The sequence below is a fragment of the Pseudomonas sp. NFACC43 genome, assembly GCF_900119645.1.
Taxonomy (GTDB): Bacteria; Pseudomonadota; Gammaproteobacteria; order Pseudomonadales; family Pseudomonadaceae; genus Aquipseudomonas.
On the sequence record NZ_FPKK01000004.1, the window covers coordinates 144,973 to 168,380 of the forward strand.

Consider the following 23,408-nt stretch of genomic DNA (forward strand, 5'->3'; position numbering starts at 1 on the left):
AGTCGACAACAGTTTTCTTCTGATACACCGCATTCGCACGCAAGCCCGCTCCTGCACAGGACGGGCCGCTTGGGATCTAGCCCCAAGCATAGTCTTACTTGATGGTCAGGGCTTCCAGTTTGCCGCTGTTGCCATACACATAAATCATGCTGCCCACCACCAGCGGACGGGCACGCAGGCCATCGCTGTCGATACGCTCACGGCCGACGAAGCGACCGTCCACCTGGCTGAGCAGGTGCAGGTAACCTTCCAGGTCACCGACTGCGACGTAGCTGGAGAACACTTCCGGGGCCGACAGCTGACGACGGGCCAGGGAATCGTTGCTCCACAAGGCGGTGGTGGAACGCTCGTCGACGCCTTCGACCGTGCCCGAGGCCAGGCTTACGTAGACGCTGCCGAAACCCTGGGCGACACCCGCGTAGCTGGACGCGTCGCGCTGCCACAACGGACGGCCGGTTTCCAGGTCCAGTGCCGCGACGCGACCCTGGTAGCTGGCGACATACAGCGTGCCGCCGGACAGCAGCAGGCCGCCGTCGATGTCGACCACGCGCTCCAGTTCCGAACGGCCCTGGGGAATGGCGACACGCTGTTCCCACACCGGCACGCCGTTGGAAACATCCAGGGCAACCACTTTACCAGTGGACAACCCGGCCACCGCGAGGCGGTTGGTCACGATAGGGGCGCTGGTGCCGCGCAAGGTCAGCACCGCCGGGGTGCTGTCGTACAGCCAGCGCTGGCTGCCGGTGGCGGCATCCAAGCCGATCAGGCGGTCATCCTGGGTCTGGACCACAACCACGTCGCCATTGGTGGCGGGCGGTGCGAGCACTTCGCTGGTCACCCGGGCACGCCATTTCTCTTCGCCGCTGCTGGCGTCCAGGGCCACGATCTCGCCCTTGAGGGTACCGATCATGACCAGCCCGTAACCCACGCCAACGGCACCGGATACAGGCAGTTCGAGATCCTTTTCCCATTTGACGTCGCCGTTCATGCGATCCATCGCCATGACGACACCCGTCACGTCGCCGGCATAGATGGTATCGCCATCGATGGCCGGCACCAGCATGTTGTAGGTTTCGCCCTGGCCGTCACCGATGGAGCGGCTCCACTGCTTCTGCAGCACGACTTCTTCTTTGAAGTCGGTCAGCTCGGCCGGTGGCAGTTCTTTCTTGCTGTTGCTGCTGCAACCCGCGGCCAGAATGGCCAGAGCCAGCAATGCTGCATGTTTCCACTGGATCACGTCACGCATCCCCTTTGGCCAGGTCGTCCAGCTTGATTTGCAGGCCACCGACCGCGGCTTCATCCGACAGCGCAGCCTTGGCTTTTTGGTAGGCCGCGTGGGCCTCGTCGGCACGACCCAGCTGTACCAGCAGGTCGCCCTTGAGTTCTTCGCGGGTCGCCAGGAACGCCTTGTCGGCGTCGCCGGCCAGCAGCTTCAGCGCGTCTTCGACCTTGTTCTGTGCCGCCAGCACCTGGGCCAGGCGCTGACGTGCCACTTCGCCCAGGGTCGGGTTGGCCGGCTTGTCGACGATGGCCTTCAGCTCGGTGGCCGCGTCGTCCAGCTTGCCGCTGTCTACCGCTACCTTGGCCACGAACAGGCTGCCGTACTGGGCGTAGGCGGTGCCGCCGAATTCCTTGTTGAGCTTGCCGGCCAGGTCCGCCACGCGAGCAGCGTCAGGCTTGCCGTCCGGGGTCAGCGTGGTTTCCAGCAATTGCTGGTAGAGCACCGAGGCGCCTTGCGACTGGTTGCTCTGGTATTTCTGGTAGGCCTGCCAGCCGAACACGATGACCAGCGCCAACAGGCCGCCAGTGACCAGCGGCTTGCCGTTGCGCGTCCACCAGTCCTTCAAATCCGCCAGCTGTTCATCTTCGGTACTCGACACCCCAATACTCCTTAATCGCTAAATCGGCTGTTTGACAGCTTCAACCCTGCACGACGCAGGTGGCCAGGTGTGCAGCAAGCGCATCCCAGGCAATGCTTTGTTGTTCGCCCTGGCCACGCAGGGGTTTGAAACCTACCACTTGTTGGGCCAGTTCGTCGTCACCCAGGATCAGTGCGTACAGCGCACCGCTCTTGTCGGCCTTCTTGAACTGGCTCTTGAAACTGCCGGCGCCGGCATTGACCTGCAGGCGCAGGTTGGGCACCTGGTCGCGGATCCGCTCGCTCAGGGCCAGGGCCGCCAGTTCCGCCGCTTCGCCGAAGGCGCAGAGGTAGACGTCGACCTGGCGGGCCAGCTCTTCAGGCACCTTGTCCAACGCTTCGAGCATCAGCACCAGGCGCTCGATACCCATGGCAAAACCCACGCCGGGGGTGGGCTTGCCGCCCATCTGCTCCACCAGCCCGTCGTAGCGGCCGCCGGCGCATACGGTGCCCTGGGCGCCGAGCTTGTCGGTGACCCATTCGAAAACGGTCTTGCTGTAGTAATCCAGGCCACGCACCAGCTTGGGGTTGATCACGTAGGGAATGCCGACAGCGTCGAGACGCGCCTTCAGCCCTTCGAAATGCGCACGGGACTCGTCGTCGAGGTAATCGGCCATCTTCGGTGCATCGGCCAGGATCGCCTGGGTATCGGCGTTCTTGGTGTCCAGTACGCGCAGCGGGTTGGTCTTGAGGCGGCGCTGGCTGTCTTCGTCGAGCTTGTCCATGTGGGCGGAGAGGAACTCCACCAGCGCTTCGCGATAGCGAGCGCGGGATTCACTGGTGCCCAGGCTGTTGAGCTCGAGCTTGACCGCATCACGCAGCCCCAGCTCGCCCCACAGGCGCCAGGTCAGCACGATCAGTTCGGCGTCGATGTCCGGCCCTTCGAGGTTGAACACCTCGAGACCGATCTGGTGGAACTGGCGATAGCGGCCTTTCTGCGGGCGCTCGTGACGGAACATCGGGCCGACGTACCAGAGCTTCTGCACCTGGCCACCGCCGGTGATGCCATGCTCCAGGACCGCGCGCACGCAGGCCGCCGTGCCTTCGGGGCGCAGGGTCAGCGAGTCGCCGTTGCGGTCCTCGAAGGTGTACATCTCTTTTTCGACGATATCGGTCACTTCACCGATGGAGCGCTTGAACAGCTCGGTGAACTCGACGATCGGCATGCGGATCTGCCGGTAACCGTAGTTATCCAGCAAACGCGCCACGGTGCCCTCGAAATAGCGCCATAGAGGCGTCTGTTCGGGCAGGATGTCGTTCATGCCACGGATGGCTTGCAGGGACTTGCTCACAGAATTTCCTTAAATTCGTTCGATCAGCCGCGTGCGATGACCGCTGCGTCGGCTTCGACCTTTTCGGCCGCCTTCTCGCGGATCAGCTTTTCCAGCTCGTCCACCAGATTGTCATTCGTCAGTTTCTGCGACGGCTTGCCGTCGATGTAAATCAGGTTCGGGGTACCGCCGGTAAGGCCGATATGCGCCTCCTTGGCTTCGCCCGGCCCGTTGACCACGCAACCGATCACCGCGACATCCAGTGGCACCAGCAGGTCTTCCAGGCGCCCTTCCAGCTCGTTCATGGTCTTGACCACATCGAAGTTCTGCCGCGAGCAACTCGGGCAGGCAATGAAGTTGATCCCACGGGAACGCAGGTGCAGGGACTTGAGGATGTCGTAGCCGACTTTCACTTCCTCGACCGGATCGGCCGCCAACGAGATGCGGATGGTATCGCCAATCCCTTCGGCGAGCAGCATACCGAGGCCGACGGCGGATTTCACCGTGCCCGAACGCAACCCGCCGGCTTCGGTGATGCCCAGGTGCAGCGGCTGGACGATTTCCTTGGCCAGCAGACGGTAGGCCTCGACGGCCATGAACACGTCGGAGGCCTTCACGCTCACCTTGAAGTCCGGGAAATTAAGGCGCTCAAGGTGCTCCACATGACGCAGGGCCGACTCCACCAGCGCGGCCGGGGTCGGTTCGCCGTATTTCTTCTGCAGGTCTTTTTCCAGGGAACCGGCGTTGACGCCGATGCGGATCGGGATGCCCCGGTCGCGGGCCGCATCCACCACGGCGCGCACGCGGTCTTCGCGGCCGATGTTGCCCGGATTGATGCGCAGGCAATCGACGCCCAGCTCGGCCACGCGCAAGGCGATGCGGTAGTCGAAGTGGATGTCGGCCACCAGGGGCACCTTGACCAGTTGCTTGATCCTGCCGAACGCCTCGGCGGCGTCCATGTCCGGCACGGAAACCCGCACAATGTCGACGCCGGCGGCTTCCAGGCGATTGATCTGCGCGACCGTGGCGGCCACGTCGTTGGTGTCGCTGTTGGTCATGCTCTGCACAGCGATAGGCGCATCGCCGCCCACGGGCACGTTACCGACCCAGATCTTGCGGGATTCGCGACGTTTGATTGGAGATTCGCCGTGCATGACTTATTGACCCAGCTTCAGGCGAGCAGTCTCGCCAGTGGTGAACGGAGCCACGTCGACCGGCTGGCCGTTGTAGCTGACCTGCGCGCCACGGGCATAGCCCAGGCGTACGGCAAAGGGTGGCTTGCCATTGACTGAGGTGCTGTCGCCCTTGCGCTTGAGGCCGCTGAACAGCACCTTGCCGTTGCCGTCGGTGATCTGCGTCCAGCAATCGGCCGTGAATTGAATCTGTACCTGGCCTTCGCCGGCGGCAGGTGCCACAGGCGCAGCGGAAGGCGTAGCCGGCGCAGTCGGAGCCGCCACGGTCGGGGTCGGGGTGGCCGGTGCAGGAGCGGGCGCTGCAGGGGTGGCCGGGGCAACCGGCGCGCTGGTACCGGGTGCAGGCGTGGCTGGCGCGGCCGGAGCGGTTGGTGTCGCAGGCACGCTTGGCTCGGCGCCGGCCTCGGCATCGGCACCGTCCTGACCCTGCGGCAGCGCCAGGCTGGTTTCGCCCTCCGCCTGGCCCTCCAGCACCGCCTGGTCTTCCGGCTCGTCCAGCGGATGGATCCGGGTGGTGCCGTCGGCCCCCTCCACTTCCACATGCTCGGGGGCCATGGCCACCGGTTCCTTGGTGCGCAGGGAGGTCTGATCCTGCCACCAGACGAAACCGCCGCCGATCACCGCGATCAGCAACAACAGGCTGACGATTCGCAAAATGGTGTGGGAAACACGCACTGGCTCCTCGATGCGGCCCAGGCTGTGTACGCTGCTGCCTTGGGCGTCGGAACCGGTGTACTGGTCGAATTGCTGGACCAGTACGGTCTGGTCCATGTCGAGCAACTTGGCGTAGGCACGGATGTAGCCCCGGGCAAAGGTATGCCCTGGCAGCTTGTCGAACGCACCCGCTTCCAGGTTGCTCAGGGAAGCCACGGTGAGATTGAGCTTGAGGGCCACTTGGGCCAGCGACCAACCATTGCTTTCGCGGGCTTGACGCAGGGTCTCACCGGGATTTACGCGAGTCGCTGCTACAACTTCAGGATGCGCCGCTTTCATCATTGCTCCGACAGGTATTGCTGATATTCCGGCGTACCGGGATAGAGTCTTTTGAGTTGCAGGCCATAACTTGCGGCCTTGTCGCGATCTTCAAACACATGGGCCAGCCGAACGCCGAGCAATAGACTACGTGCATTTTGCTCGCTGAGCAGGCTAAAACGCTCGTAATAGTCGCGCGCCGGCACATAATGCCTGTCTTCGTAAGACAACTCAGCCATTTCCAGCAAGGCCCGGGGCTGCTGGCGGTTGAGCCGCAGCGCCTTTTCCAGCTGCTGGCGGGCCAGATCGCGCTGGCCGAGCTTGGCGGCCGTCATGCCAAGGTTCTCGAAAACCCGCGAACGCTCAGGATAAAGGGTATCGGCGGCGGCCTGCTCGAAGCGCTCGTACGCCTCTTTGTAACGTTGTTGCTCGTAAAGGAAGCTGCCGTAGTTGTTCAGGATCCGAGCATCCTGAGGCCGGGCGGACAACGCCTTGCGAAAATGCTCGTCGGCCAGCTCGGGTTCCAGCTCGGCCTGGAATACCAGGGCCAGGGCCGCGTTGGCATCGGCATCGGAACTGTCCAGCTCCAGGGCCTTCTTGAGCGGTACCTTGGCCCGTTCGGTCATGCCCTGCTGCAGGTAGCCGATGCCCAGCTGCACATAGGCCTCGCGCGCCTCGTCGCGCCCCTTGCTGGTCTTCATCGGGTTGTAGTCGCCCGACAGGACACAACCGGAGCAAAGCCCGGCCAACAGCAACAGTAGCGCGAAGCGCAAGGACATAGAGTTCCTCTCTTAGTGGCTGTTCGCAGCGTTCTGCGCCACATCGTCGGCGGCGTTCAATTCGCGCACGGCAATGTAGCGTTCGCTGCGACGGGTGCGATCCAGCACCTGCCCTACCAATTGACCACACGCCGCATCGATGTCTTCGCCGCGGGTAGTGCGGACGGTGACGTTGAAGCCGGCGTGATGAAGCTGATCCTGGAAGCGACGAATCGCATTGTTGCTCGGACGCTCGTAACCGGAGTGCGGGAACGGGTTGAACGGGATCAGGTTGATCTTGCACGGAATATTCTTGAGCAGTTCGATCATCTCGACCGCGTGCTCGACTTTGTCGTTCACATCCTTGAGCAGGGTGTACTCAATGGTGAGCACACGCTTTTCACCCAAGGCCGACATGTAGCGCTGGCACGAGTCCAGCAGCATCTTAAGCGGATACTTCTTGTTGATCGGCACCAATTGGTTACGCAATGCGTCATTGGGTGCGTGCAGCGACAACGCCAGGGAAACGTCGATGTGCTTGGCCAGCTCATCGATCATCGGCACCACGCCGGAGGTGGACAGGGTCACGCGGCGCTTGGAGATGCCGTAGCCCAGGTCGTCCATCATCAGGTGCATGGCGGCAACGACGTTGTCGAAGTTCAGCAGCGGCTCACCCATGCCCATCATCACCACGTTGGTGATGGCACGGTCGACGGTCGCCGGGACGCTGCCAAAGGATTTGTTCGCAATCCACACCTGGCCGATCACTTCGGCGGCGGTGAGGTTGCTATTGAAGCCTTGCTTGCCGGTGGAGCAGAAACTGCAGTCCAGGGCACAGCCTGCCTGGGACGAAACGCACAAGGTGCCGCGCTTGCCCTGGGGAATGTAGACGGTCTCGACGCAGCTGCCGGACGCCACGCGCACGACCCACTTGCGGGTACCGTCGCTGGAAATGTCCTGGCTGACCACTTCGGGACCACGAATCTCGGCAACGGCCTTGAGCTTTTCGCGCAGGGCCTTGCCGACATTCGTCATGGCGTCGAAATCGTCGACGCCAAAGTGGTGGATCCATTTCATTACCTGACCGGCACGGAAACGCTTCTCCCCGATTGAGTCGAAGAATTTCTCCATTTCCGGCTGGGTCAGACCCAACAGGTTAGTCTTGCCGATCGATGCAGTCATGGTCTCACCCTCACTCACCAGCTTTACTTAGCGAGTGGTTACTTCAGTAGCGGCGAAAAAGTAGGCGATTTCGCGAGCAGCGGCGGCTTCGGAGTCCGAACCGTGGACGGCGTTGGCGTCGATGGACTCGGCGAAGTCAGCGCGGATGGTGCCTGGAGCAGCTTCCTTAGGGTTGGTGGCGCCCATCAGCTCACGGTTGCGAGCGATGGCGTTTTCGCCTTCCAGCACCTGAACGACAACCGGACCGGAGGTCATGAAGGCAACCAGCTCGCCGAAGAAACCGCGGGCGCTGTGCTCAGCGTAGAAGCCTTCGGCTTCGGCCTTGGACAGTTGCTTCATTTTCGAAGCGACAACGCGCAGGCCGGCGTCTTCGAAGCGGGTGACGATCTTGCCGATCACGTTTTTAGCAACGGCGTCAGGCTTGATGATGGAAAAAGTACGTTGAACAGCCATGGTGTAACTCCAGAAACGGTAATTTGCGAAAAATTAAACCCGCGAATTATACGCGGGTTATCGGGTATTGCCTAACTGCGTACAGTACAGACTCAATCTGCTTCTTCGATCCAGGCGGCTTGAATGGCCTCAAGCACTTTCTCGCCGCCACGGGACGGATCATCGCTGAACTCCGGCAAGGCCAGCACCCACTGGTGCAGATCGACGAAGTTCACGTAACGCGGGTCTACATCAGGCTTGGTCTCGGCCAGCTGGATCGCAATCTCCAGCACATCAACCCATTTCAGACTCATGTTGGATTCCCGGATCAGTGCGGCGCTTCGGCAGCGTGGTTGAGCGAGTATTTGGGGATTTCGACGGTCAGGTCTTCCGTACCGACGATAGCCTGGCAGCCAAGGCGCGATTGCGCCTCCAGCCCCCAGGCCCGGTCGAGGAAGTCCTCTTCCAGTTCGTCCGCCTCTTCCAGCGAGTCGAAGCCTTCACGGATGATGCAATGGCAAGTGGTGCAAGCGCAGACGCCGCCGCAGGCACTTTCCATTTCGATATGGTGCTCATGGGCGAGCTCAAGGATGGAGATCCCAGGTTCAGCCTCCACAACCATGCCCTCGGGGCAGAACTTCTCGTGGGGCAGGAAAATCACCTGTGGCATCAATTACTCCTCGATTTCATTCAGGTTGCGCCCCGCCAGGGCGGCCTTGACCGTCGAGTCCAGGCGGCGGGCGGCAAAGGCATCGGTGACTTGCGACAGACGCTTGGTCTGCTGCTCGATGGCATGGCCATCGGTACCCTTGATCAATTCGGACAATTCCTGCATCTGCAGCTCGATGACCATGCGCTCTTCGGCGTCGAGCAAACGCTCGCCGTCCGCTTCAAGGGCGCCCTGCACGGCCTCGATCAGGCGCTGGGCATCCACTTGCTGCTCGCGCAGTACGCGGGCCACCTTGTCGTCGCCGGCGTGCTGGAACGAATCCTTGAGCATGCGGGCAATTTCGCCGTCGGTCAGGCCATAGGACGGCTTGACCTGGATGCTCGCCTCGACGCCCGAACCCAGCTCGCGGGCGGAGACATTGAGCAGGCCATCGGCGTCGACCTGGAAGGTGACGCGGATCTTTGCCGCGCCAGCCACCATGGCTGGAATGCCGCGCAATTCGAAGCGCGCCAGGGAGCGGCAGTCGCTGATGAGCTCACGCTCGCCTTGCAGCACATGGATCATCATGGCCGACTGGCCGTCTTTATAAGTCGTGAAGTCCTGGGCGCGGGCGACGGGGATGGTGGTATTACGCGGAATCACCTTCTCCATCAGGCCGCCCATGGTTTCCAGGCCCAGGGACAGCGGAATCACGTCGAGCAACAGCAGTTCGCCGCCATCGCGCTTGTTGCCGGCCAGGGTATCGGCCTGGATCGCGGCGCCAATGGCGACCACCTGGTCCGGGTCGATTTCCGTCAGCGGCTGGCGGCCAAAGGCCTCGGCGACGGCTTCGCGAACCCGAGGCACGCGGGTCGAACCGCCCACCATGACCACGGCCTTGACGTCTTCGAGCTCCACGCCGGAATCGCGCACGGCGCGGCGGCAGGCCTTGAGGCTGCGGGCCACCATGGGTTCGATCAGGGCATCGAAGACTTCACGGGTCAGCGAGGCCTTCCAGTCGCCGTAAGCGACTTCAACCGCGGCGGCATCGGTCAAGGCTTCCTTGGCCGCACAGGCGGTTTGCAGCAGATGACGTTGCGCGCCCGGGTCGAGGTCAGCGGACAGGCCCGCCTGCTCGATGATCCAGCCAGCGATGGCATGGTCGAAATCATCGCCGCCCAAGGCGCTGTCGCCGCCGGTGGCCAGTACTTCGAAGACACCGCCCGTCAGGCGCAGGATCGAGATATCGAACGTGCCGCCGCCCAGGTCATAGATGGCGACGAGGCCTTCGGCATGCTGGTCCAGGCCGTACGCCACCGCAGCCGCGGTGGGCTCGTTCAGCAGGCGCAGCACATTGAGGCCGGCGAGCTTGGCCGCGTCCTTCGTGGCCTGGCGTTGGGCGTCATCGAAATAAGCCGGAACAGTGATGACCGCCCCCACCAGCTCACCGCCGAGGGCGGCCTCGGCCCTTTGGCGCAGGACCTTGAGGATGTCGGCGGAAACCTCTACCGGGCTTTTCGGCCCCTGTACGGTTTCGATGAACGGCATGTGCGATTCGCCGCCCACGAAGCGGTACGGCAGTTGGTCGCCCAACTGCTTGACGTCGGACAGACCCCGCCCCATCAGGCGCTTGACTGACACAATGGTATTGAACGGATCGGTGGCCGCGGCCAGCTTGGCCTCTTCGCCCACTTCGACGCGGTCGGCGTGATATCGCACGGCGGACGGCAGGATGACCTGGCCGCGCTCGTCAGCCAGCGGCTCGGAAAGGCCGCTGCGCACTGCAGCGACCAGGGAATTGGTGGTACCCAAGTCGATTCCGACAGCCAGCCGACGCTGGTGCGGTTGTGGACTTTGGCCGGGTTCGGCGATCTGCAGTAGGGCCATCGTGATCAGGACTTATCTGTAATCAGGCGTGCGACCGGAGCGGCACTGGGTTAATCGTCGAGGCGCTCTTCGAGCTGGCGCACTTCATAGGTGAGCTTGTCGAGGAACTGCATGCGCCGCATCAGGCGCTCGGCCTGTTCGCGTTGCGCAGCATCGTTCCAACAGGCTGCGAAGCTTTCGTTCAGGGTTTGCTGGGCGTCCTTGAGGCGGCGCTTGAACGCCGCGACGCCTGCCAGGTCGGCGCTGTCCTGCAGGTCCTCGAGCTCTTCGCGCCACTGCATCTGCTGCAGAAGAAACTCGGGGTCGTGCACCGTGACTTCCAGGGGCAGCTCATGACCACTGATGGCGAGCAGGTATCGCGCGCGCTTGGCAGGGTTCTTGAGCGTCTGGTAGGCCTCGTTGAGGTTCGCGGATTGCTCGAGCGCCCGGCGCTGCTCAGCCTCGGAGGCATCGGCGAAGCGATCCGGATGGACGCCACGGGCCAGTTCGAGATAACGCGCAGACAGCTCGTCGAGATCCAGGCTGAAACCTGGCTGCAACTGGAACAACGCAAAATGACAAGGAGTACCCACGAGCCGCCTCAGATGTTGAAGCTTTCGCCGCAGCCACATTCACCGCGTACGTTGGGGTTGTTGAACTTGAAGCCTTCGTTCAACCCTTCCTTGACGAAATCCAGCTCGGTGCCGTCCAGGTACGTCAGGCTCTTCGGATCGATGATCACTTTCTGACCATGACTCTCGAAAACCTGGTCGTCTTCGCCCACTTCGTCGACGAATTCCAGTACGTAGGCAAGGCCAGAGCAGCCCGTGGTGCGAACACCCAGGCGGATACCCTCGCCCTTGCCGCGCCCCGCCAGGGAGCGCTGCACATGCTTAGCTGCCGCTTCTGTCATCTGGATAGCCATGGAAACTCCTTACCTGTACAGATCAGATCAAGCCTTTCTTCTGCTTGTAATCGCGAACGGCGGCCTTGATGGCGTCTTCGGCGAGTACCGAGCAGTGGATCTTCACCGGCGGCAGGGCCAGCTCTTCAGCCAGCTGGGTGTTCTTGATGGTTTCGGCTTCATCAAGGGTCTTGCCCTTCATCCACTCGGTGGCCAGGGAACTGGACGCAATGGCCGAACCGCAGCCGTAGGTCTTGAACTTGGCGTCTTCGATGATGCCTTGCTCGTTGACCTTGATCTGCAGGCGCATTACGTCGCCGCAAGCCGGTGCACCGACCATGCCGGTGCCGACATCAGGATCCTGCGCGTCCATCTTGCCGACGTTGCGCGGGTTCTCGTAGTGGTCGATGACCTTTTCGCTATATGCCATTTGCTTCAATCCTCATCAGTGGAGCCGCTCTGGTGGCGACTTCTCAGTGCGCCGCCCATTCGATTTTCGAAATATCGACGCCGTCTTTGTACATGTCCCAAAGCGGCGACAAGGCGCGCAGCTTGGTCACTGCCTCGCAGACTTTCTGCGCGGCATAATCGATTTCTTCTTCGGTGGTGAAGCGGCCGAAGGTGAAGCGGATCGAGCTGTGGGCCAGTTCGTCGTTGCGGCCCAAGGCGCGCAGTACGTACGACGGCTCCAGGGAAGCCGAGGTGCAGGCCGAACCGGACGACACGGCCAGGTCCTTGAGCGCCATGATCAGCGACTCGCCTTCGACATAGTTGAAGCTCAAGTTCAGGTTGTGCGGTACGCGGGCGGTCATGCTGCCGTTTACGTAGAGCTCTTCCAGGTGCTCGACCTGCTTGAAGAAGCGCTCGCTCAGGGCCTTGATGCGCACGTTTTCGGCAGCCATATCTTCCTTGGCGACGCGGAAGGCTTCGCCCATGCCGACGATCTGGTGGGTCGCCAGGGTGCCGGAACGCATGCCGCGCTCGTGACCACCGCCATGCATGGTGGCTTCCAGGCGAACCCGTGGCTTGCGGCTGACATACAGCGCGCCGATACCCTTGGGACCGTAGGTCTTGTGGGCCGAGAAGGACATCAGGTCGACCTTGAGCTTCGACAGGTCGATGTCGACCTTGCCGGTGGACTGGGCCGCGTCGACATGGAACAGGACGCCCTTGGAACGGGTCAGTTCGCCGATGGCTGCGATGTCGTTGATGGTGCCGATTTCGTTGTTCACGTGCATGATCGAAACCAGGATGGTGTCTTCACGCAGCGCGGCTTCGACCATGGCCGGGGTGATCAGGCCGTCTTCACCTGGCTCGATGTAGGTGACTTCGAAACCTTCACGCTCCAGCTGGCGTGTGGTGTCCAGGACCGCCTTGTGCTCGATCTTGGAGGTGATCAGGTGCTTGCCCTTGGTGTGATAGAAATGCGCGACACCCTTGATTGCCAGGTTGTCCGACTCGGTGGCACCGGAGGTCCAGACGATTTCACGCGGGTCGGCGTTGACCAGGTCGGCGACCTGGCGACGGGCATTCTCGACCGCTTCCTCGGCCTTCCAGCCGAACACGTGGGAGCGGGACGCCGGGTTGCCGAAGTTTCCGTCGACCAGCAGGCATTCACTCATTTTTTGCGCGACACGCGGATCGACCGGGGTGGTCGCAGAGTAATCAAGGTAAATCGGCAATTTCATGGACTCTCTCCTAAATCAGGCTGGCTGGCGTTCCGCTTGCTCTGCGGCAGTCATTCGACGGCGGACGCTTCAATCTTGTCCAGGTGCGGCGCCTTGCCATTGCAACGGCGCTGGTCCTGACGCTGGGCTACTTCCTGCACCTCACGGCGGGTGACAAGGTCAGCCAAGCTGATACCGCTCAGAAATTCGTGGATCTGCAGGCTCAGGTCGCACCACAGATGGTGGGTCAGGCAAGTATCGCCGCCATGGCAATCGCCCAGCCCCTGGCATTTGGTCGCATCGACCGATTCGTTCACGGCGTCGATCACCTGGGCGACCTGGATGCCCTGCATGTCACGCGACAGTTGATAACCGCCACCGGGACCACGCACGCTGGAAACCAGGTTGCTGCGGCGCAGCTTGGCGAACAGTTGTTCAAGATAGGACAGGGAAATGCCCTGGCGCTCGGAGATATCGGCCAGGGACACCGGCCCGTGCTGCGCATGCAATGCCAGGTCCAGCATCGCGGTCACGGCGTATCGGCCTTTTGTAGTCAGTCGCATGGACAATTACCACGGAGTTCGGAATGGGGGCGAGTATGCAATTCCCGAGTGTTTAAGTCAAGTATAAGACCTAGTAGGTTACTCAGGTTTACCCGCGAAAGAGCGCGCGCATGATAGCAAAGGCTGGCCGGTGGCGACCAGCGATACCGCGTTGTGGTTTATCGCGAACAAGCTCGCTCCCATCAGGGAGGGCTTCGGTGGATGCACAATGGGCGCACACCACAGATCCCCTGTGGGAGCGAGCTTGCTCGCGATGAGACCAGCCGGCTTTAGCTGGCCCGGGTTTCGTCCTTGTCCTTCACGCAGGCGAAATCTTCTTCGCGCAGCTCAGGCAGGTCCTTGGCACAGTAATTACTGCCCAGGTCCTTCAGGGCGCCGCACATCCCCTCCAGGCGCCCATCGACGGCCTGCAGGTGATCGAGCAGTTGATTGATGGCGCGGGCCACCGGGTCGGGCATGTCTTCGCCGACACCGTAGGCATCGAAGCCGATCTTCTCGGCCATGGCCTTGCGGCGAGCATCCTGCTCGTCATCGGTTTTGACGATGATCCGCCCCGGGATCCCCACCACGGTGGCACCAGGCGGCACCGCCTTGGTCACCACGGCATTGGAGCCGACCTTCGCCCCCGCGCCCACAGTGAACGGCCCCAGCACCTTGGCACCGGCACCCACCACCACGCCATCGCCCAGGGTCGGGTGGCGCTTGCCCTTGTTCCAGCTGGTGCCGCCCAGGGTGACACCCTGGTACAGCGTCACGTCGTCGCCGATCTCGGCGGTCTCGCCAATGACGATGCCCATGCCGTGGTCGATGAAGAACCGGCGACCGACCTTGGCGCCCGGATGAATCTCGATGCCGGTGAGCCAGCGACCGAAGTTCGAGACCAGCCGCGCCAGCCACTTCCAGCCCATGTTCCACAACGCGCCGGACAGGCGGTGGATCCAGATCGCGTGCATTCCCGGGTAGCAGGTCAGCACTTCAAAGGCGTTGCGCGCCGCCGGGTCACGATGGAAAACGCTTTGGATATCTTCACGCAAACGATCGAACATTTTATTCCTTCCGCTTAATCAGCTCGCCACGGCCCGCTTTCTGGGTTTCCGTGAGGATGCCGCGCAATATATTCATCTCCGCTCGGCTGACCGAGCTTCGTCCGTACAACCGACGCAGGCGCGCCATCAAGTGCCGCGGCTTTTCCGGGTCGAGGAATTCGATATCCACCAGGGTCTGCTCCAGGTGTTCATAGAATCGCTCCAGCTCATCCATGGTCGCCAGTGTCTCACTGCGCGGCGACGTCGCCTCGAATTTTTCGACCTTGCTTGGCTTGCCTTCGGCGGCCAGCCAGGCCATGCGCACTTCATAACTCAACACCTGCACCGCCGCCCCGAGGTTCAGGGAGCTGAACCCGGGGTCGGAAGGGATATGCACGTGGAAATGACATCGCTGCAGCTCTTCGTTGGTCAGGCCGGAATCTTCGCGGCCGAACACCAGGGCGATCTCGACGCCCTGCGCGGCCTCCTCGACCACTTTTGTCCCGCACTCGCGGGGGTCGAGCAGCGGCCATGGGATACGGCGATCACGGGCGCTGGTGCCCAGCACCAGGCTGCAACCCACCAGGGCATCCTCCAGGGTGGCGACGACCTGGGCACTGGCCAGGATGTCACCGGCGCCGGACGCCCGGGCATCGGCTTCATGGTGCGGAAACGAGCGAGGCTCGACCAGCACCAGGCGCGACAGGCCCATGTTCTTCATGGCCCGCGCAGCCCCGCCGATGTTTCCCGGATGGCTGGTATTGACCAGGACGACACGAATGTTCTGCAACAAGGGAGGCGCTCTCGAACACGATAAAGGGAGCAAATCTTACCTAAGCACCTACCGTTAAGCTATGAAAGCGAACGCCAACCTTCTCCTCGGAAAAGTTTCTGATAGAATGCGCGGCTTTCTTTAACAACCTTAGGTGACACATCCATGCAGCCCATGCTGAATATCGCGCTGCGCGCCGCCCGCAGCGCCAGTGAACTGATCTTCCGCTCCATCGAGCGCCTGGATACCATCAAGGTCGATGAAAAAGACGCCAAGGACTATGTGTCCGAGGTGGACCGCGCCGCCGAACAGAAAATCGTCGACGCCCTGCGCAAGGCTTACCCGAACCACTCGATCATGGGTGAAGAGACTGGCATGCACGCCGGTACCGGCATCGAGGGTGAAGAGTACCTGTGGATCATCGATCCGCTGGACGGCACCACCAACTTCCTGCGTGGCATTCCTCATTTCGCTGTCAGCATCGCCTGCAAATACCGTGGCCGCCTGGAACACGCCGTCGTGCTGGATCCGGTTCGCCAGGAAGAATTCACCGCCAGCCGTGGCCGTGGCGCCCAGTTGAACGGTCGGCGCCTGCGCGTCAGCGGCCGCACCAGCCTGGACGGCGCCCTGCTGGGTACCGGCTTCCCGTTCCGCGATGACCAGATGGACAACCTGGACAACTACCTGGGCATGTTCCGCGCCCTGGTCGGCCAGACCGCCGGCATCCGCCGCGCCGGTGCCGCGAGCCTGGACCTGGCTTATGTGGCTGCCGGTCGTTTCGATGCGTTCTGGGAGTCGGGCCTGTCCGAGTGGGACATGGCGGCAGGCGCCCTGCTGATCCAGGAAGCAGGCGGCTTGGTGAGTGATTTCACCGGCGGCCACGATTTCCTTGAAAAAGGCCATATCGTTGCCGGCAACACCAAATGCTTCAAGGCTGTGCTCACTGCTATCCAGCCACATCTGCCGGCTTCGCTGAAGCGCTAAGCAGCCCGACTACAGAAAAAGCACCTTTCGGGGTGCTTTTTTTATGCCTGCCAGAACCTGCCCATGCAAGCAACTCCCTTGCGGCGAGGGGATTTATCCCCGCTGGGGCGCGAAGCGGCCCTAAATGCTGGCAACCCGGTATGTCAGGCAATTGAATCGGCTGCTTGTGGAGGGCTGCTACGCAGCCCAGGCGGGGATAAATCCCCTCGCCACAATGGATGTCACCCAGAACACGGATGCAGACTGACCCACTGCAATCGCGAGCAAGCTCGCTCCCACAAGGGGTTGGCGTGAGTCGTGGATCACGGGCACAAAAAAGCACCCCGAAGGGTGCTTTTTTGTAGCGGTTGGATCACTGGGCTGGTTCGTTCTGCCCCAGGATCAGTTGGCCTTCCTTGTTCACCGGGATCTGGTTGCCCGGGTCACGATCCATGCGGACCTTGCCTTCCTTGCCGTCGAGCATGTAACGAACGTCGTAGCCGACCACCTTGTCGCTGATGTCGTTGACGGTGTTGCAGCGCGTCTGGGTGGTGGTGTAGGTGTCGCGCTCCTGCATGCCTTCCTGAATCTTGTTACCGGCATAACCACCACCGGCCGCACCTGCCACGGTGGCGATCTTCTTGCCGGTGCCGCCGCCGATCTGGTTACCCAACAGGCCGCCGGCCACGGCACCCAGGACGGTACCGGCGATCTGGTGTTGATCCTGGACCGGTCTCTGCCGGGTCACGGTGACATCCTTGCACACTTCACGCGGGGTCTTGATCTGGGTCTTGACCGGTTCCACGGCCAATACTTGCGCATACTCAGGGCCACTTTTTACCAAGCTGTAGGTGGCGACCGCACCACCGGCAGTAACACCGACAGCACCCAATACCGCACCAACCAGCATCGATTTGTTCACTTGAACCTCCTGACCATCACAAGCGGGATTAACCCGCGCTTCTCCCAGCCTTGGAGCACAAAAAAAGGCGCGAGTTCAACTCGCGCCTTTTGAGCGGTGACGGACGAGGCGAAGCCTTATGGACGGTCGTCCACTTCCGTTTCGGTGGCCGCGGGCGGAATCAGGTCCTCGGTATTCAGGTTCAGCCAGATCAGCACCACGTTGGCGATGTAGATCGACGAGTAGGTACCCGCCATCACGCCAATGAACAGGGCAATGGAGAAACCGAACAGGTTGTCGCCACCAAAGAACAGCAGCGCAGCAATCGCCAGCAAGGTGGAGATCGAGGTCGCCATGGTCCGCAGCAGCGTCTGGGTGGTCGAGATGTTGATGTTCTCGATCAAGGACGCCTTGCGCAGCACACGGAAGTTTTCACGCACCCGGTCGAAGACCACGATGGTGTCGTTGAGGGAGTAACCGATGATCGCCAGCACCGCCGCCAGCACCGTCAGGTCGAAGGTGATCTGGAAGAACGACAGGATACCCACGGTCACGATCACGTCGTGGATCAGCGAGACAATCGCGCCCACCGCGAACTTCCACTGGAAGCGGAAGGCCAGGTAGAGCAGCACGCCGCCCAGCGCCATCAGCATGCCGAGGCCGCCCTGGTCGCGCAGCTCTTCACCGACCTGCGGACCGACGAACTCGACACGCTTGACCTGGGCCGGGTTGTCGCCGCCTGCCTTCTGCAAGGCCTCGGCAACCTGGTGGCCCAGCTGCGGGTCTTCGCCCGGCATACGCACCAACAGGTCGGTGGTGGCACCAAAACTCTGGACGACCGCTTCACCGTAGCCCGATGTCGCCAGTTGCTCGCGCACCTTGGTCACGTCGGCCGGACGCTCGTAGGTCAGCTCGATGAGCGTACCGCCAGTGAAGTCCAGGCCGTAGTTCAGGCCCTTGGTGGCCCAGCTGAACAGCGCCAGGACCGTAAGGAACAGTGTGACGCCGAACGCAACGTTGCGAACGCCCATGAAGTTGATTGTACGTAACATGGCAGCCCCTTAAATCCACAACTTCTTGAAGTCACGTCCGCCAAAGATCAGGTTGACCATTGCGCGGGTCACCATGATGGCCGTGAACATCGAGGTAAAGATCCCGAGGGACATGGTCACTGCGAAGCCTTTTACCGGGCCGGTGCCCATGGCAAAGAGAATCCCGCCGACCAGCAAGGTGGTCAGGTTGGAGTCGAGAATCGCGGTGAATGCCCGGCCGAAGCCTTCGTTGATTGCACGCTGGATCGACATGCCCGCGGCGATCTCTTCACGTATCCGCGAGAAGATCAGCACGTTGGCGTCCACCGCCATGCCCATGGTCAGCACGATACCGGCGATACCCGGCAGGGTCAGCGTGGCCCCCAGCAGCGACATCAGGGCCAGCAGCAACACCATGTTCACCGCCAGTGCAACCGTGGCGATCAGGCCGAAGAAGCGGTAGATGGCGATGATGAACAGCGAGACGAACAGCATGCCCCACAGGGATGCATCGATACCCTTGGTGATGTTGTCGGCACCCAGGCTCGGGCCGATGGTACGCTCTTCAGCGAAGTACATCGGCGCGGCCAGGCCACCGGCACGCAGCAGCAGGGCCAGTTCCGAGGACTCGCCCTGGCCGTTCAGGCCGGTGATACGGAACTGACTGCCCAGCGGCGACTGGATGGTCGCCAGGCTGATGATTTTCTTCTCTTCCTTGAAGGCTTGCACCGCGACGTCTTTCTCGACGCCGTCGACCACTTGCCTGGTATAGGTGGTGATCGGCTTCTGCTCGATGAAGATCACCGCCATGCTGCGACCGACGTTGCTGCGCGTGGCGCGGCTCATCAGTTCGCCGCCGTGGCCGTCGAGGCGGATGTTCACCTGCGGGCGACCCTGCTCGTCGAAACTCGCCTGGGCATCGGTAACCTGGTCACCGGTGATGATCAGGCTGCGCTCGATCTGTGCCGCCGGGCGGCCGCCCTCACGGAACTCGAAGCTCTCGGAGGTGGCCTTGGACGCGCCCGGCTCGGCGGCGAGGCGGAACTCCAGGTTGGCGGTCTTGCCGAGGATACGCTTGGCTTCGGCGGTGTCCTGCACGCCTGGCAGCTCGACCACGATGCGGTTGGCGCCCTGGCGCTGCACGATCGGCTCGGCCACGCCCAGCTCGTTGACCCGGTTGCGCACCGTGGTCAGGTTCTGCTTGATGGAGTATTCGCGGATTTCCGCCAGCTTGGCCGGGGTCATCGCCAGACGCAGCACCGCCTGACCGTTGAGGTCGGCCGGTACGATGTCGAAATCGTTGAAATTCTTGCGGATCAGCGCACGGGCCTGCTCGCGGGCATCTTCATCGCTGAAGCCCAGCTGGATGGCACCGTCGAGCTGCGGCAGGCTGCGATAGCGCACGCGCTCCTTGCGCAGCAGGCTCTTGACGTCGCCTTCGTAGACTTTCATTCGCGCGTCGAGGGCTTTTTCCATGTCCACTTCCAGCAGGAAGTGCACACCACCGGACAAGTCCAGACCCAGCTTCATGGGGTGCGCGCCAAGCTTGCGCAGCCATTGCGGAGTGGTCTGGGCCAGGTTCAGGGCCACGACGTATTCGTCGCCCAGCGCCTTGCGCACCACGTCCTTGGCCGGCAGTTGGTCCTCAGCCTTGACCAGGCGCAACAGGCCGCCCTTGCCGTTTTCGGCGATGGACGCAGCCTTGACCTCGATATTGGACGCCTTGAGCGCTGCGCTCGCACGGTCCAGATCGGCCTGGGTGACCTGCAACGCCGTGCTGGCGCCGCTGACCTGAATGGCCGGGTCATCCGGGTAAAGATTGGGAGCGGAATAAATCACACCGACCGCCAGCACCGCCAGGATCAGTACGTATTTCCACAGAGGGTATTTGTTCAGCATCACGCCGCCCGCTTATGACGCGGGGCGCCTTGCGCGCCCCGTCGATTGAAGAGAAGTTGTTACTTAGATCGCTTTCAGCGTGCCTTTTGGCAGCGTGGCCGCGATGGCGCCCTTCTGGAACTTCATTTCAACAGTGTCGGACACTTCCAGAACCACGAAGTCGTCGGCCACTTTGGTGATCTTGCCGGCGATACCACCGGTGGTCACCACTTCATCGCCTTTCTGCAGGCTGCTGAGCAGGTTCTTCTGCTCTTTGGCGCGCTTGGCCTGTGGACGCCAGATCATCAGGTAGAAAATCACCAGGAAGCCGACCAGGAAAATCCACTCGAAACCGCCACCCATAGGCGCAGCTGCAGGTGCAGCGGCATCGGCCATGGCGTTAGAGATAAAAAAGCTCATTTAGCACTCCAGTTGCAAGTATTGAATCTTAGGATCGGAAAACTCAGTCCAAAGGCGGAACAGGCAACCCGCGCTTGGCATAGAAGGCCTCGACAAAGGCGGCCAATGTACCCTGTTGGATAGCCTCGCGCAAACCAGCCATAAGCACCTGATAGTGGCGCAAATTATGGATGGTATTGAGCATACTGCCGAGCATTTCGCCGCACTTGTCCAAATGATGCAGATAAGCGCGAGAGAAGTTCTGGCAGGTGTAGCAATCGCACGTCGGATCCAGCGGCGAATCATCGTGGCGATGAAACGCGTTACGGATCTTCAGCACGCCGGTGTCGATGAACAGATGCCCATTGCGGGCATTACGGGTTGGCATCACGCAATCGAACATGTCCACCCCGCGGCGCACACCCTCAACCAGATCTTCCGGTTTGCCAACGCCCATAAGGTAACGAGGTTTGTCAGCCGGCATCTGGCCCGGCAGGTAATCCAGCACCTTGATCATCTCGTGCTTGGGCTCGCCCACCGACAGGCCGCCGATGGCCAGGCCGTCGAAGCCGATCTTGTCCAGGCCTTCAAGGGAGCGCATGCGCAGGTCCTGGTGCATACCGCCCTGGACGATGCCGAACAGTGCCGCCGTGTTGTCGCCATGGGCGTTCTTCGAACGCTGGGCCCAGCGCAACGACAGCTCCATGGACACCCGCGCCACGTCTTCATCGGCCGGGTACGGCGTGCATTCGTCGAAGATCATCACGATGTCCGAGCCCAGGTCGCGCTGCACCTGCATCGACTCTTCCGGGCCCATGAACACCTTGGAACCGTCCACTGGAGAGGCGAAGGTCACGCCCTCCTCCTTGATCTTGCGCATCGCGCCCAGGCTGAACACCTGGAAACCGCCGGAGTCGGTCAGGATCGGGCCTTTCCACTGCATGAAATCGTGCAGGTCGCCGTGGGCCTTGATCACTTCCATGCCCGGGCGCAGCCACAGGTGGAAGGTGTTGCCCAGGATGATCTGCGCACCAATCGCCTCGATGTCCCGTGGCAGCATGCCCTTGACCGTGCCGTAGGTGCCCACCGGCATGAACGCCGGGGTTTCCACGGTACCGCGGGGGAAGGTCAGACGACCGCGACGAGCCTTGCCATCGGTGGCGAGCAACTCGAAGGACATGCGACAGGTGCGACTCATACTGTTTCCTCGGGTCCGCGTGGCGCGGGGTTACGGGTGATGAACATCGCATCACCGTAGCTGAAAAAGCGGTATCCATGCTCGACGGCGGCCTTGTAGGCGGCCATGGTTTCGGGATAACCGGCGAACGCCGAAACCAGCATCAACAACGTGGATTCGGGCAGATGGAAGTTGGTGACCAGGGCATCGACCACATGGAACGGCCGGCCCGGGTAGATGAAGATATCGGTGTCGCCACTGAACGGCTTGAGCACACCATCGCGAGCAGCGCTTTCCAGGGACCGCACGCTGGTGGTCCCCACCGCCACCACCCGCCCACCGCGCGCGCGGCAGGCCGCCACGGCGTCCACCACTTCCTGGCTCACTTCCAGCCATTCGTTGTGCATGTGGTGGTCTTCGATACGCTCGACCCGCACCGGCTGGAACGTACCAGCGCCAACGTGCAACGTCACGAACGCGGTCTCCACGCCCTTGGCGGCAATCGCCTCCAGCAATGGCTGATCGAAATGCAACCCCGCCGTCGGCGCCGCCACCGCCCCCAGGCGCTCGGCGTACACGGTCTGATAACGCTCGCGGTCCGAGCCTTCATCGGGACGGTCTATATAAGGAGGCAACGGCATGTGCCCGACACGGTCGAGCAGCGGCAACACCTCTTCGGCAAATTCCAGCTCGAACAACGCATCATGCCGCGCCACCATCACCACCTCGCCGCCGCCGTCGATGAGGATCGACGAACCGGGCTTGGGCGACTTGCTGGAGCGCACATGGGCCAGCACACGATGACTGTCCAGCACCCGCTCCACCAGAATCTCCAGCTTGCCGCCGGAGGCTTTCTGACCAAACAACCGTGCCGGAATCACCCGGGTATTGTTGAACACCATCAAATCGCCCGGACGCAAATGCTCAAGCAAATCAGTGAATTGACGGTGAGCCATGGCCCCGCTGACCCCGTCCAGGGTCAACAGGCGACTGGCGCGACGCTCGGCCAGAGGGTGGCGAGCGATCAGCGAATCAGGGAGGTCGAAGGTAAAGTCAGCAACACGCATGATGGGGTTCGTCTAGCAGGGCCGGAAAGTCTAGCGGAATTATCAAAAATTGACCATGAAACGTGATTGACCAACGGTAGGCACCTCTCTATACTTCGCCGCCATTGAGCCCTGATGGCGGAATTGGTAGACGCGGCGGATTCAAAATCCGTTTTCGAAAGGAGTGGGAGTTCGAGTCTCCCTCGGGGCACCATCTTAAAGAAAGACCTTGAAATTCAAGGTCTTTTTTTTCGTCTGCAGGAAAGTCACCGATCCATTTGTGGCGAGGGGATTTATCCCCGCTGGGTCGCGAAGCGGCCCCAACCACCAAATCGGTGACAAGGAAGAATCTGTGGCTAGTAGGAACCTGTGGCGAGGGAGCTTGCTCCCGCTTGAGCGCAAAGCGCTCACGAAAATGTCACAGCTCCCATCGATGCTCCGCCTTGCGACGCCCAGTTGATCCACCGCCCCTCCTCACCCGCTGACAAAGGACTTCACCCCATGGAATTGCTACTGGAAACGGTCGCTCTTTACTCGCTGAAGCTGGCTTATGAGACGGAGGGGCATAGTCCGATTTTGCGGGATGACCACCTGATGGCGGACTATGAGCGGGAAGTGTTTGGGTTGTTGGTGCGCAGAGAAGACATCCAAACTATCCAGGCGAAAGTGCAGCACTGCCTGGACTTGGCGCTGGAGGCACTTGGGGGCAGCAACACCGCTTTGGGACGGGAACTGGGCCGGTTGGCGACTGACTTCAGCGCTACCCAGACGATAGCGGAGCTTCGGGATACGCTTATAACCCTTAGGGATTACCTGAAAGATATCCAGTAAACCTGCGGGA

At 61.7% G+C, this 23,408-nt stretch carries 26 protein-coding genes and 1 tRNA gene; 3 read left to right on the plus strand and 24 right to left on the minus strand.

What is annotated here, in order from left to right; all coding sequences use genetic code 11:
* Positions 1–94: 94 nt before the first annotated feature.
* The 18 genes from bamB to trmJ form a co-directional block, all read right to left on the minus strand.
* Positions 95–1,246, minus strand: a complete 1,152-nt coding sequence (gene bamB, locus BT179_RS09285) for an outer membrane protein assembly factor BamB (RefSeq protein ID WP_072388146.1) — start codon at positions 1,244–1,246, stop codon at positions 95–97.
* The gene (locus BT179_RS09290) at positions 1,239–1,880 is read right to left on the minus strand and encodes a YfgM family protein (protein ID WP_072388148.1); all 642 of its coding nucleotides are present in this window, start codon (positions 1,878–1,880) and stop codon (positions 1,239–1,241) included. The genes bamB and BT179_RS09290 overlap by 8 nt, the downstream gene beginning before the upstream one ends.
* A gap of 40 nt (positions 1,881–1,920) precedes the next feature.
* Positions 1,921–3,210, minus strand: coding sequence for a histidine--tRNA ligase (gene hisS, locus BT179_RS09295; RefSeq protein ID WP_072430815.1), 1,290 nt, complete (start codon positions 3,208–3,210; stop codon positions 1,921–1,923).
* Positions 3,211–3,233: 23 nt separating this feature from the next.
* The gene (gene ispG, locus BT179_RS09300; protein WP_072388152.1) at positions 3,234–4,343 is read right to left on the minus strand and encodes a flavodoxin-dependent (E)-4-hydroxy-3-methylbut-2-enyl-diphosphate synthase; all 1,110 of its coding nucleotides are present in this window, start codon (positions 4,341–4,343) and stop codon (positions 3,234–3,236) included.
* Positions 4,344–4,346: 3 nt separating this feature from the next.
* Positions 4,347–5,375 carry a RodZ domain-containing protein gene (locus BT179_RS09305; RefSeq protein ID WP_072430814.1) on the minus strand — a complete coding sequence of 343 codons (1,029 nt, stop codon included), beginning with the start codon at positions 5,373–5,375 and terminating at the stop codon, positions 4,347–4,349.
* Positions 5,375–6,133 (minus strand): type IV pilus biogenesis/stability protein PilW, encoded by a 759-nt coding sequence (gene pilW, locus BT179_RS09310; protein ID WP_072388156.1) that lies wholly within the window; start codon positions 6,131–6,133, stop codon positions 5,375–5,377. The genes BT179_RS09305 and pilW overlap by 1 nt, the downstream gene beginning before the upstream one ends.
* Positions 6,134–6,145: 12 nt before the next feature.
* Positions 6,146–7,294, minus strand: a complete 1,149-nt coding sequence (gene rlmN / locus BT179_RS09315; RefSeq protein ID WP_072388158.1) for a dual-specificity RNA methyltransferase RlmN — start codon at positions 7,292–7,294, stop codon at positions 6,146–6,148.
* Between the two features lie 27 nt (positions 7,295–7,321).
* Entirely contained in the window at positions 7,322–7,747 is a 426-nt protein-coding gene (gene ndk / locus BT179_RS09320) for a nucleoside-diphosphate kinase (RefSeq protein WP_072388160.1), read from the minus strand.
* A 92-nt stretch (positions 7,748–7,839) separates the two neighbouring features.
* Positions 7,840–8,040 carry a Fe-S cluster assembly protein IscX gene (gene iscX, locus BT179_RS09325; protein ID WP_072388162.1) on the minus strand — a complete coding sequence of 67 codons (201 nt, stop codon included), beginning with the start codon at positions 8,038–8,040 and terminating at the stop codon, positions 7,840–7,842.
* Positions 8,041–8,054: 14 nt separating this feature from the next.
* Positions 8,055–8,396 carry an ISC system 2Fe-2S type ferredoxin gene (fdx, locus tag BT179_RS09330; protein WP_008014719.1) on the minus strand — a complete coding sequence of 114 codons (342 nt, stop codon included), beginning with the start codon at positions 8,394–8,396 and terminating at the stop codon, positions 8,055–8,057.
* A 3-nt stretch (positions 8,397–8,399) separates the two neighbouring features.
* Positions 8,400–10,262, minus strand: a complete 1,863-nt coding sequence (gene hscA, locus BT179_RS09335) for a Fe-S protein assembly chaperone HscA (protein WP_072430813.1) — start codon at positions 10,260–10,262, stop codon at positions 8,400–8,402.
* A 50-nt stretch (positions 10,263–10,312) separates the two neighbouring features.
* Positions 10,313–10,834, minus strand: coding sequence for a co-chaperone HscB (hscB, locus tag BT179_RS09340; RefSeq protein WP_072388166.1), 522 nt, complete (start codon positions 10,832–10,834; stop codon positions 10,313–10,315).
* Positions 10,835–10,842: 8 nt separating this feature from the next.
* Complete coding sequence (iscA, locus tag BT179_RS09345; RefSeq protein ID WP_030139597.1) at positions 10,843–11,166, minus strand: iron-sulfur cluster assembly protein IscA; 324 nt, start codon at positions 11,164–11,166, stop codon at positions 10,843–10,845.
* Between the two features lie 22 nt (positions 11,167–11,188).
* Positions 11,189–11,575 (minus strand): Fe-S cluster assembly scaffold IscU, encoded by a 387-nt coding sequence (gene iscU / locus BT179_RS09350; protein ID WP_003185157.1) that lies wholly within the window; start codon positions 11,573–11,575, stop codon positions 11,189–11,191.
* A 43-nt stretch (positions 11,576–11,618) separates the two neighbouring features.
* Positions 11,619–12,833 (minus strand): IscS subfamily cysteine desulfurase, encoded by a 1,215-nt coding sequence (locus BT179_RS09355; RefSeq protein ID WP_072388168.1) that lies wholly within the window; start codon positions 12,831–12,833, stop codon positions 11,619–11,621.
* A 50-nt stretch (positions 12,834–12,883) separates the two neighbouring features.
* Positions 12,884–13,375 carry a Fe-S cluster assembly transcriptional regulator IscR gene (iscR, locus tag BT179_RS09360; protein ID WP_024777044.1) on the minus strand — a complete coding sequence of 164 codons (492 nt, stop codon included), beginning with the start codon at positions 13,373–13,375 and terminating at the stop codon, positions 12,884–12,886.
* Between the two features lie 269 nt (positions 13,376–13,644).
* On the minus strand, positions 13,645–14,421 hold the full coding sequence (gene cysE, locus BT179_RS09365; RefSeq protein ID WP_072388170.1) for a serine O-acetyltransferase: 777 nt from the start codon (positions 14,419–14,421) through the stop codon (positions 13,645–13,647).
* A gap of 1 nt (position 14,422) precedes the next feature.
* Positions 14,423–15,193 (minus strand): tRNA (cytosine(32)/uridine(32)-2'-O)-methyltransferase TrmJ, encoded by a 771-nt coding sequence (trmJ, locus tag BT179_RS09370; protein WP_072430812.1) that lies wholly within the window; start codon positions 15,191–15,193, stop codon positions 14,423–14,425.
* A 144-nt stretch (positions 15,194–15,337) separates the two neighbouring features.
* Here trmJ and suhB point away from each other — a divergent pair, with 144 nt between their 5' ends.
* A complete protein-coding gene (suhB, locus tag BT179_RS09375) occupies positions 15,338–16,156 on the plus strand; it encodes a type III secretion system regulator SuhB (RefSeq protein WP_072388174.1) in 819 nt (272 codons plus the stop codon).
* A 352-nt stretch (positions 16,157–16,508) separates the two neighbouring features.
* On the opposite strand, the gene BT179_RS09380 is transcribed toward suhB, so the two are convergent.
* The 6 genes from BT179_RS09380 to queA form a co-directional block, all read right to left on the minus strand.
* On the minus strand, positions 16,509–17,057 hold the full coding sequence (locus BT179_RS09380) for a glycine zipper 2TM domain-containing protein (protein WP_053152520.1): 549 nt from the start codon (positions 17,055–17,057) through the stop codon (positions 16,509–16,511).
* A 116-nt stretch (positions 17,058–17,173) separates the two neighbouring features.
* Positions 17,174–18,088, minus strand: coding sequence for a protein translocase subunit SecF (gene secF / locus BT179_RS09385; RefSeq protein WP_072388178.1), 915 nt, complete (start codon positions 18,086–18,088; stop codon positions 17,174–17,176).
* Positions 18,089–18,097: 9 nt separating this feature from the next.
* Positions 18,098–19,966: a protein translocase subunit SecD gene (secD, locus tag BT179_RS09390; RefSeq protein ID WP_072388180.1), complete on the minus strand. Its 1,869-nt coding sequence runs from the start codon at positions 19,964–19,966 to the stop codon at positions 18,098–18,100.
* Between the two features lie 63 nt (positions 19,967–20,029).
* Positions 20,030–20,365, minus strand: coding sequence for a preprotein translocase subunit YajC (yajC, locus tag BT179_RS09395; protein WP_007956696.1), 336 nt, complete (start codon positions 20,363–20,365; stop codon positions 20,030–20,032).
* 43 nt (positions 20,366–20,408) lie between these two features.
* A complete protein-coding gene (tgt, locus tag BT179_RS09400) occupies positions 20,409–21,524 on the minus strand; it encodes a tRNA guanosine(34) transglycosylase Tgt (RefSeq protein WP_165887911.1) in 1,116 nt (371 codons plus the stop codon).
* A gap of 14 nt (positions 21,525–21,538) precedes the next feature.
* Positions 21,539–22,588: a tRNA preQ1(34) S-adenosylmethionine ribosyltransferase-isomerase QueA gene (gene queA, locus BT179_RS09405; RefSeq protein WP_072430811.1), complete on the minus strand. Its 1,050-nt coding sequence runs from the start codon at positions 22,586–22,588 to the stop codon at positions 21,539–21,541.
* Between the two features lie 108 nt (positions 22,589–22,696).
* On the opposite strand from queA, the gene BT179_RS09410 reads away from it, so the two are divergent.
* Positions 22,697–22,781, plus strand: a tRNA-Leu gene (locus BT179_RS09410).
* A 287-nt stretch (positions 22,782–23,068) separates the two neighbouring features.
* Positions 23,069–23,398: a hypothetical protein gene (locus BT179_RS09415; RefSeq protein WP_072430810.1), complete on the plus strand. Its 330-nt coding sequence runs from the start codon at positions 23,069–23,071 to the stop codon at positions 23,396–23,398.
* Positions 23,399–23,408: the final 10 nt, after the last annotated feature.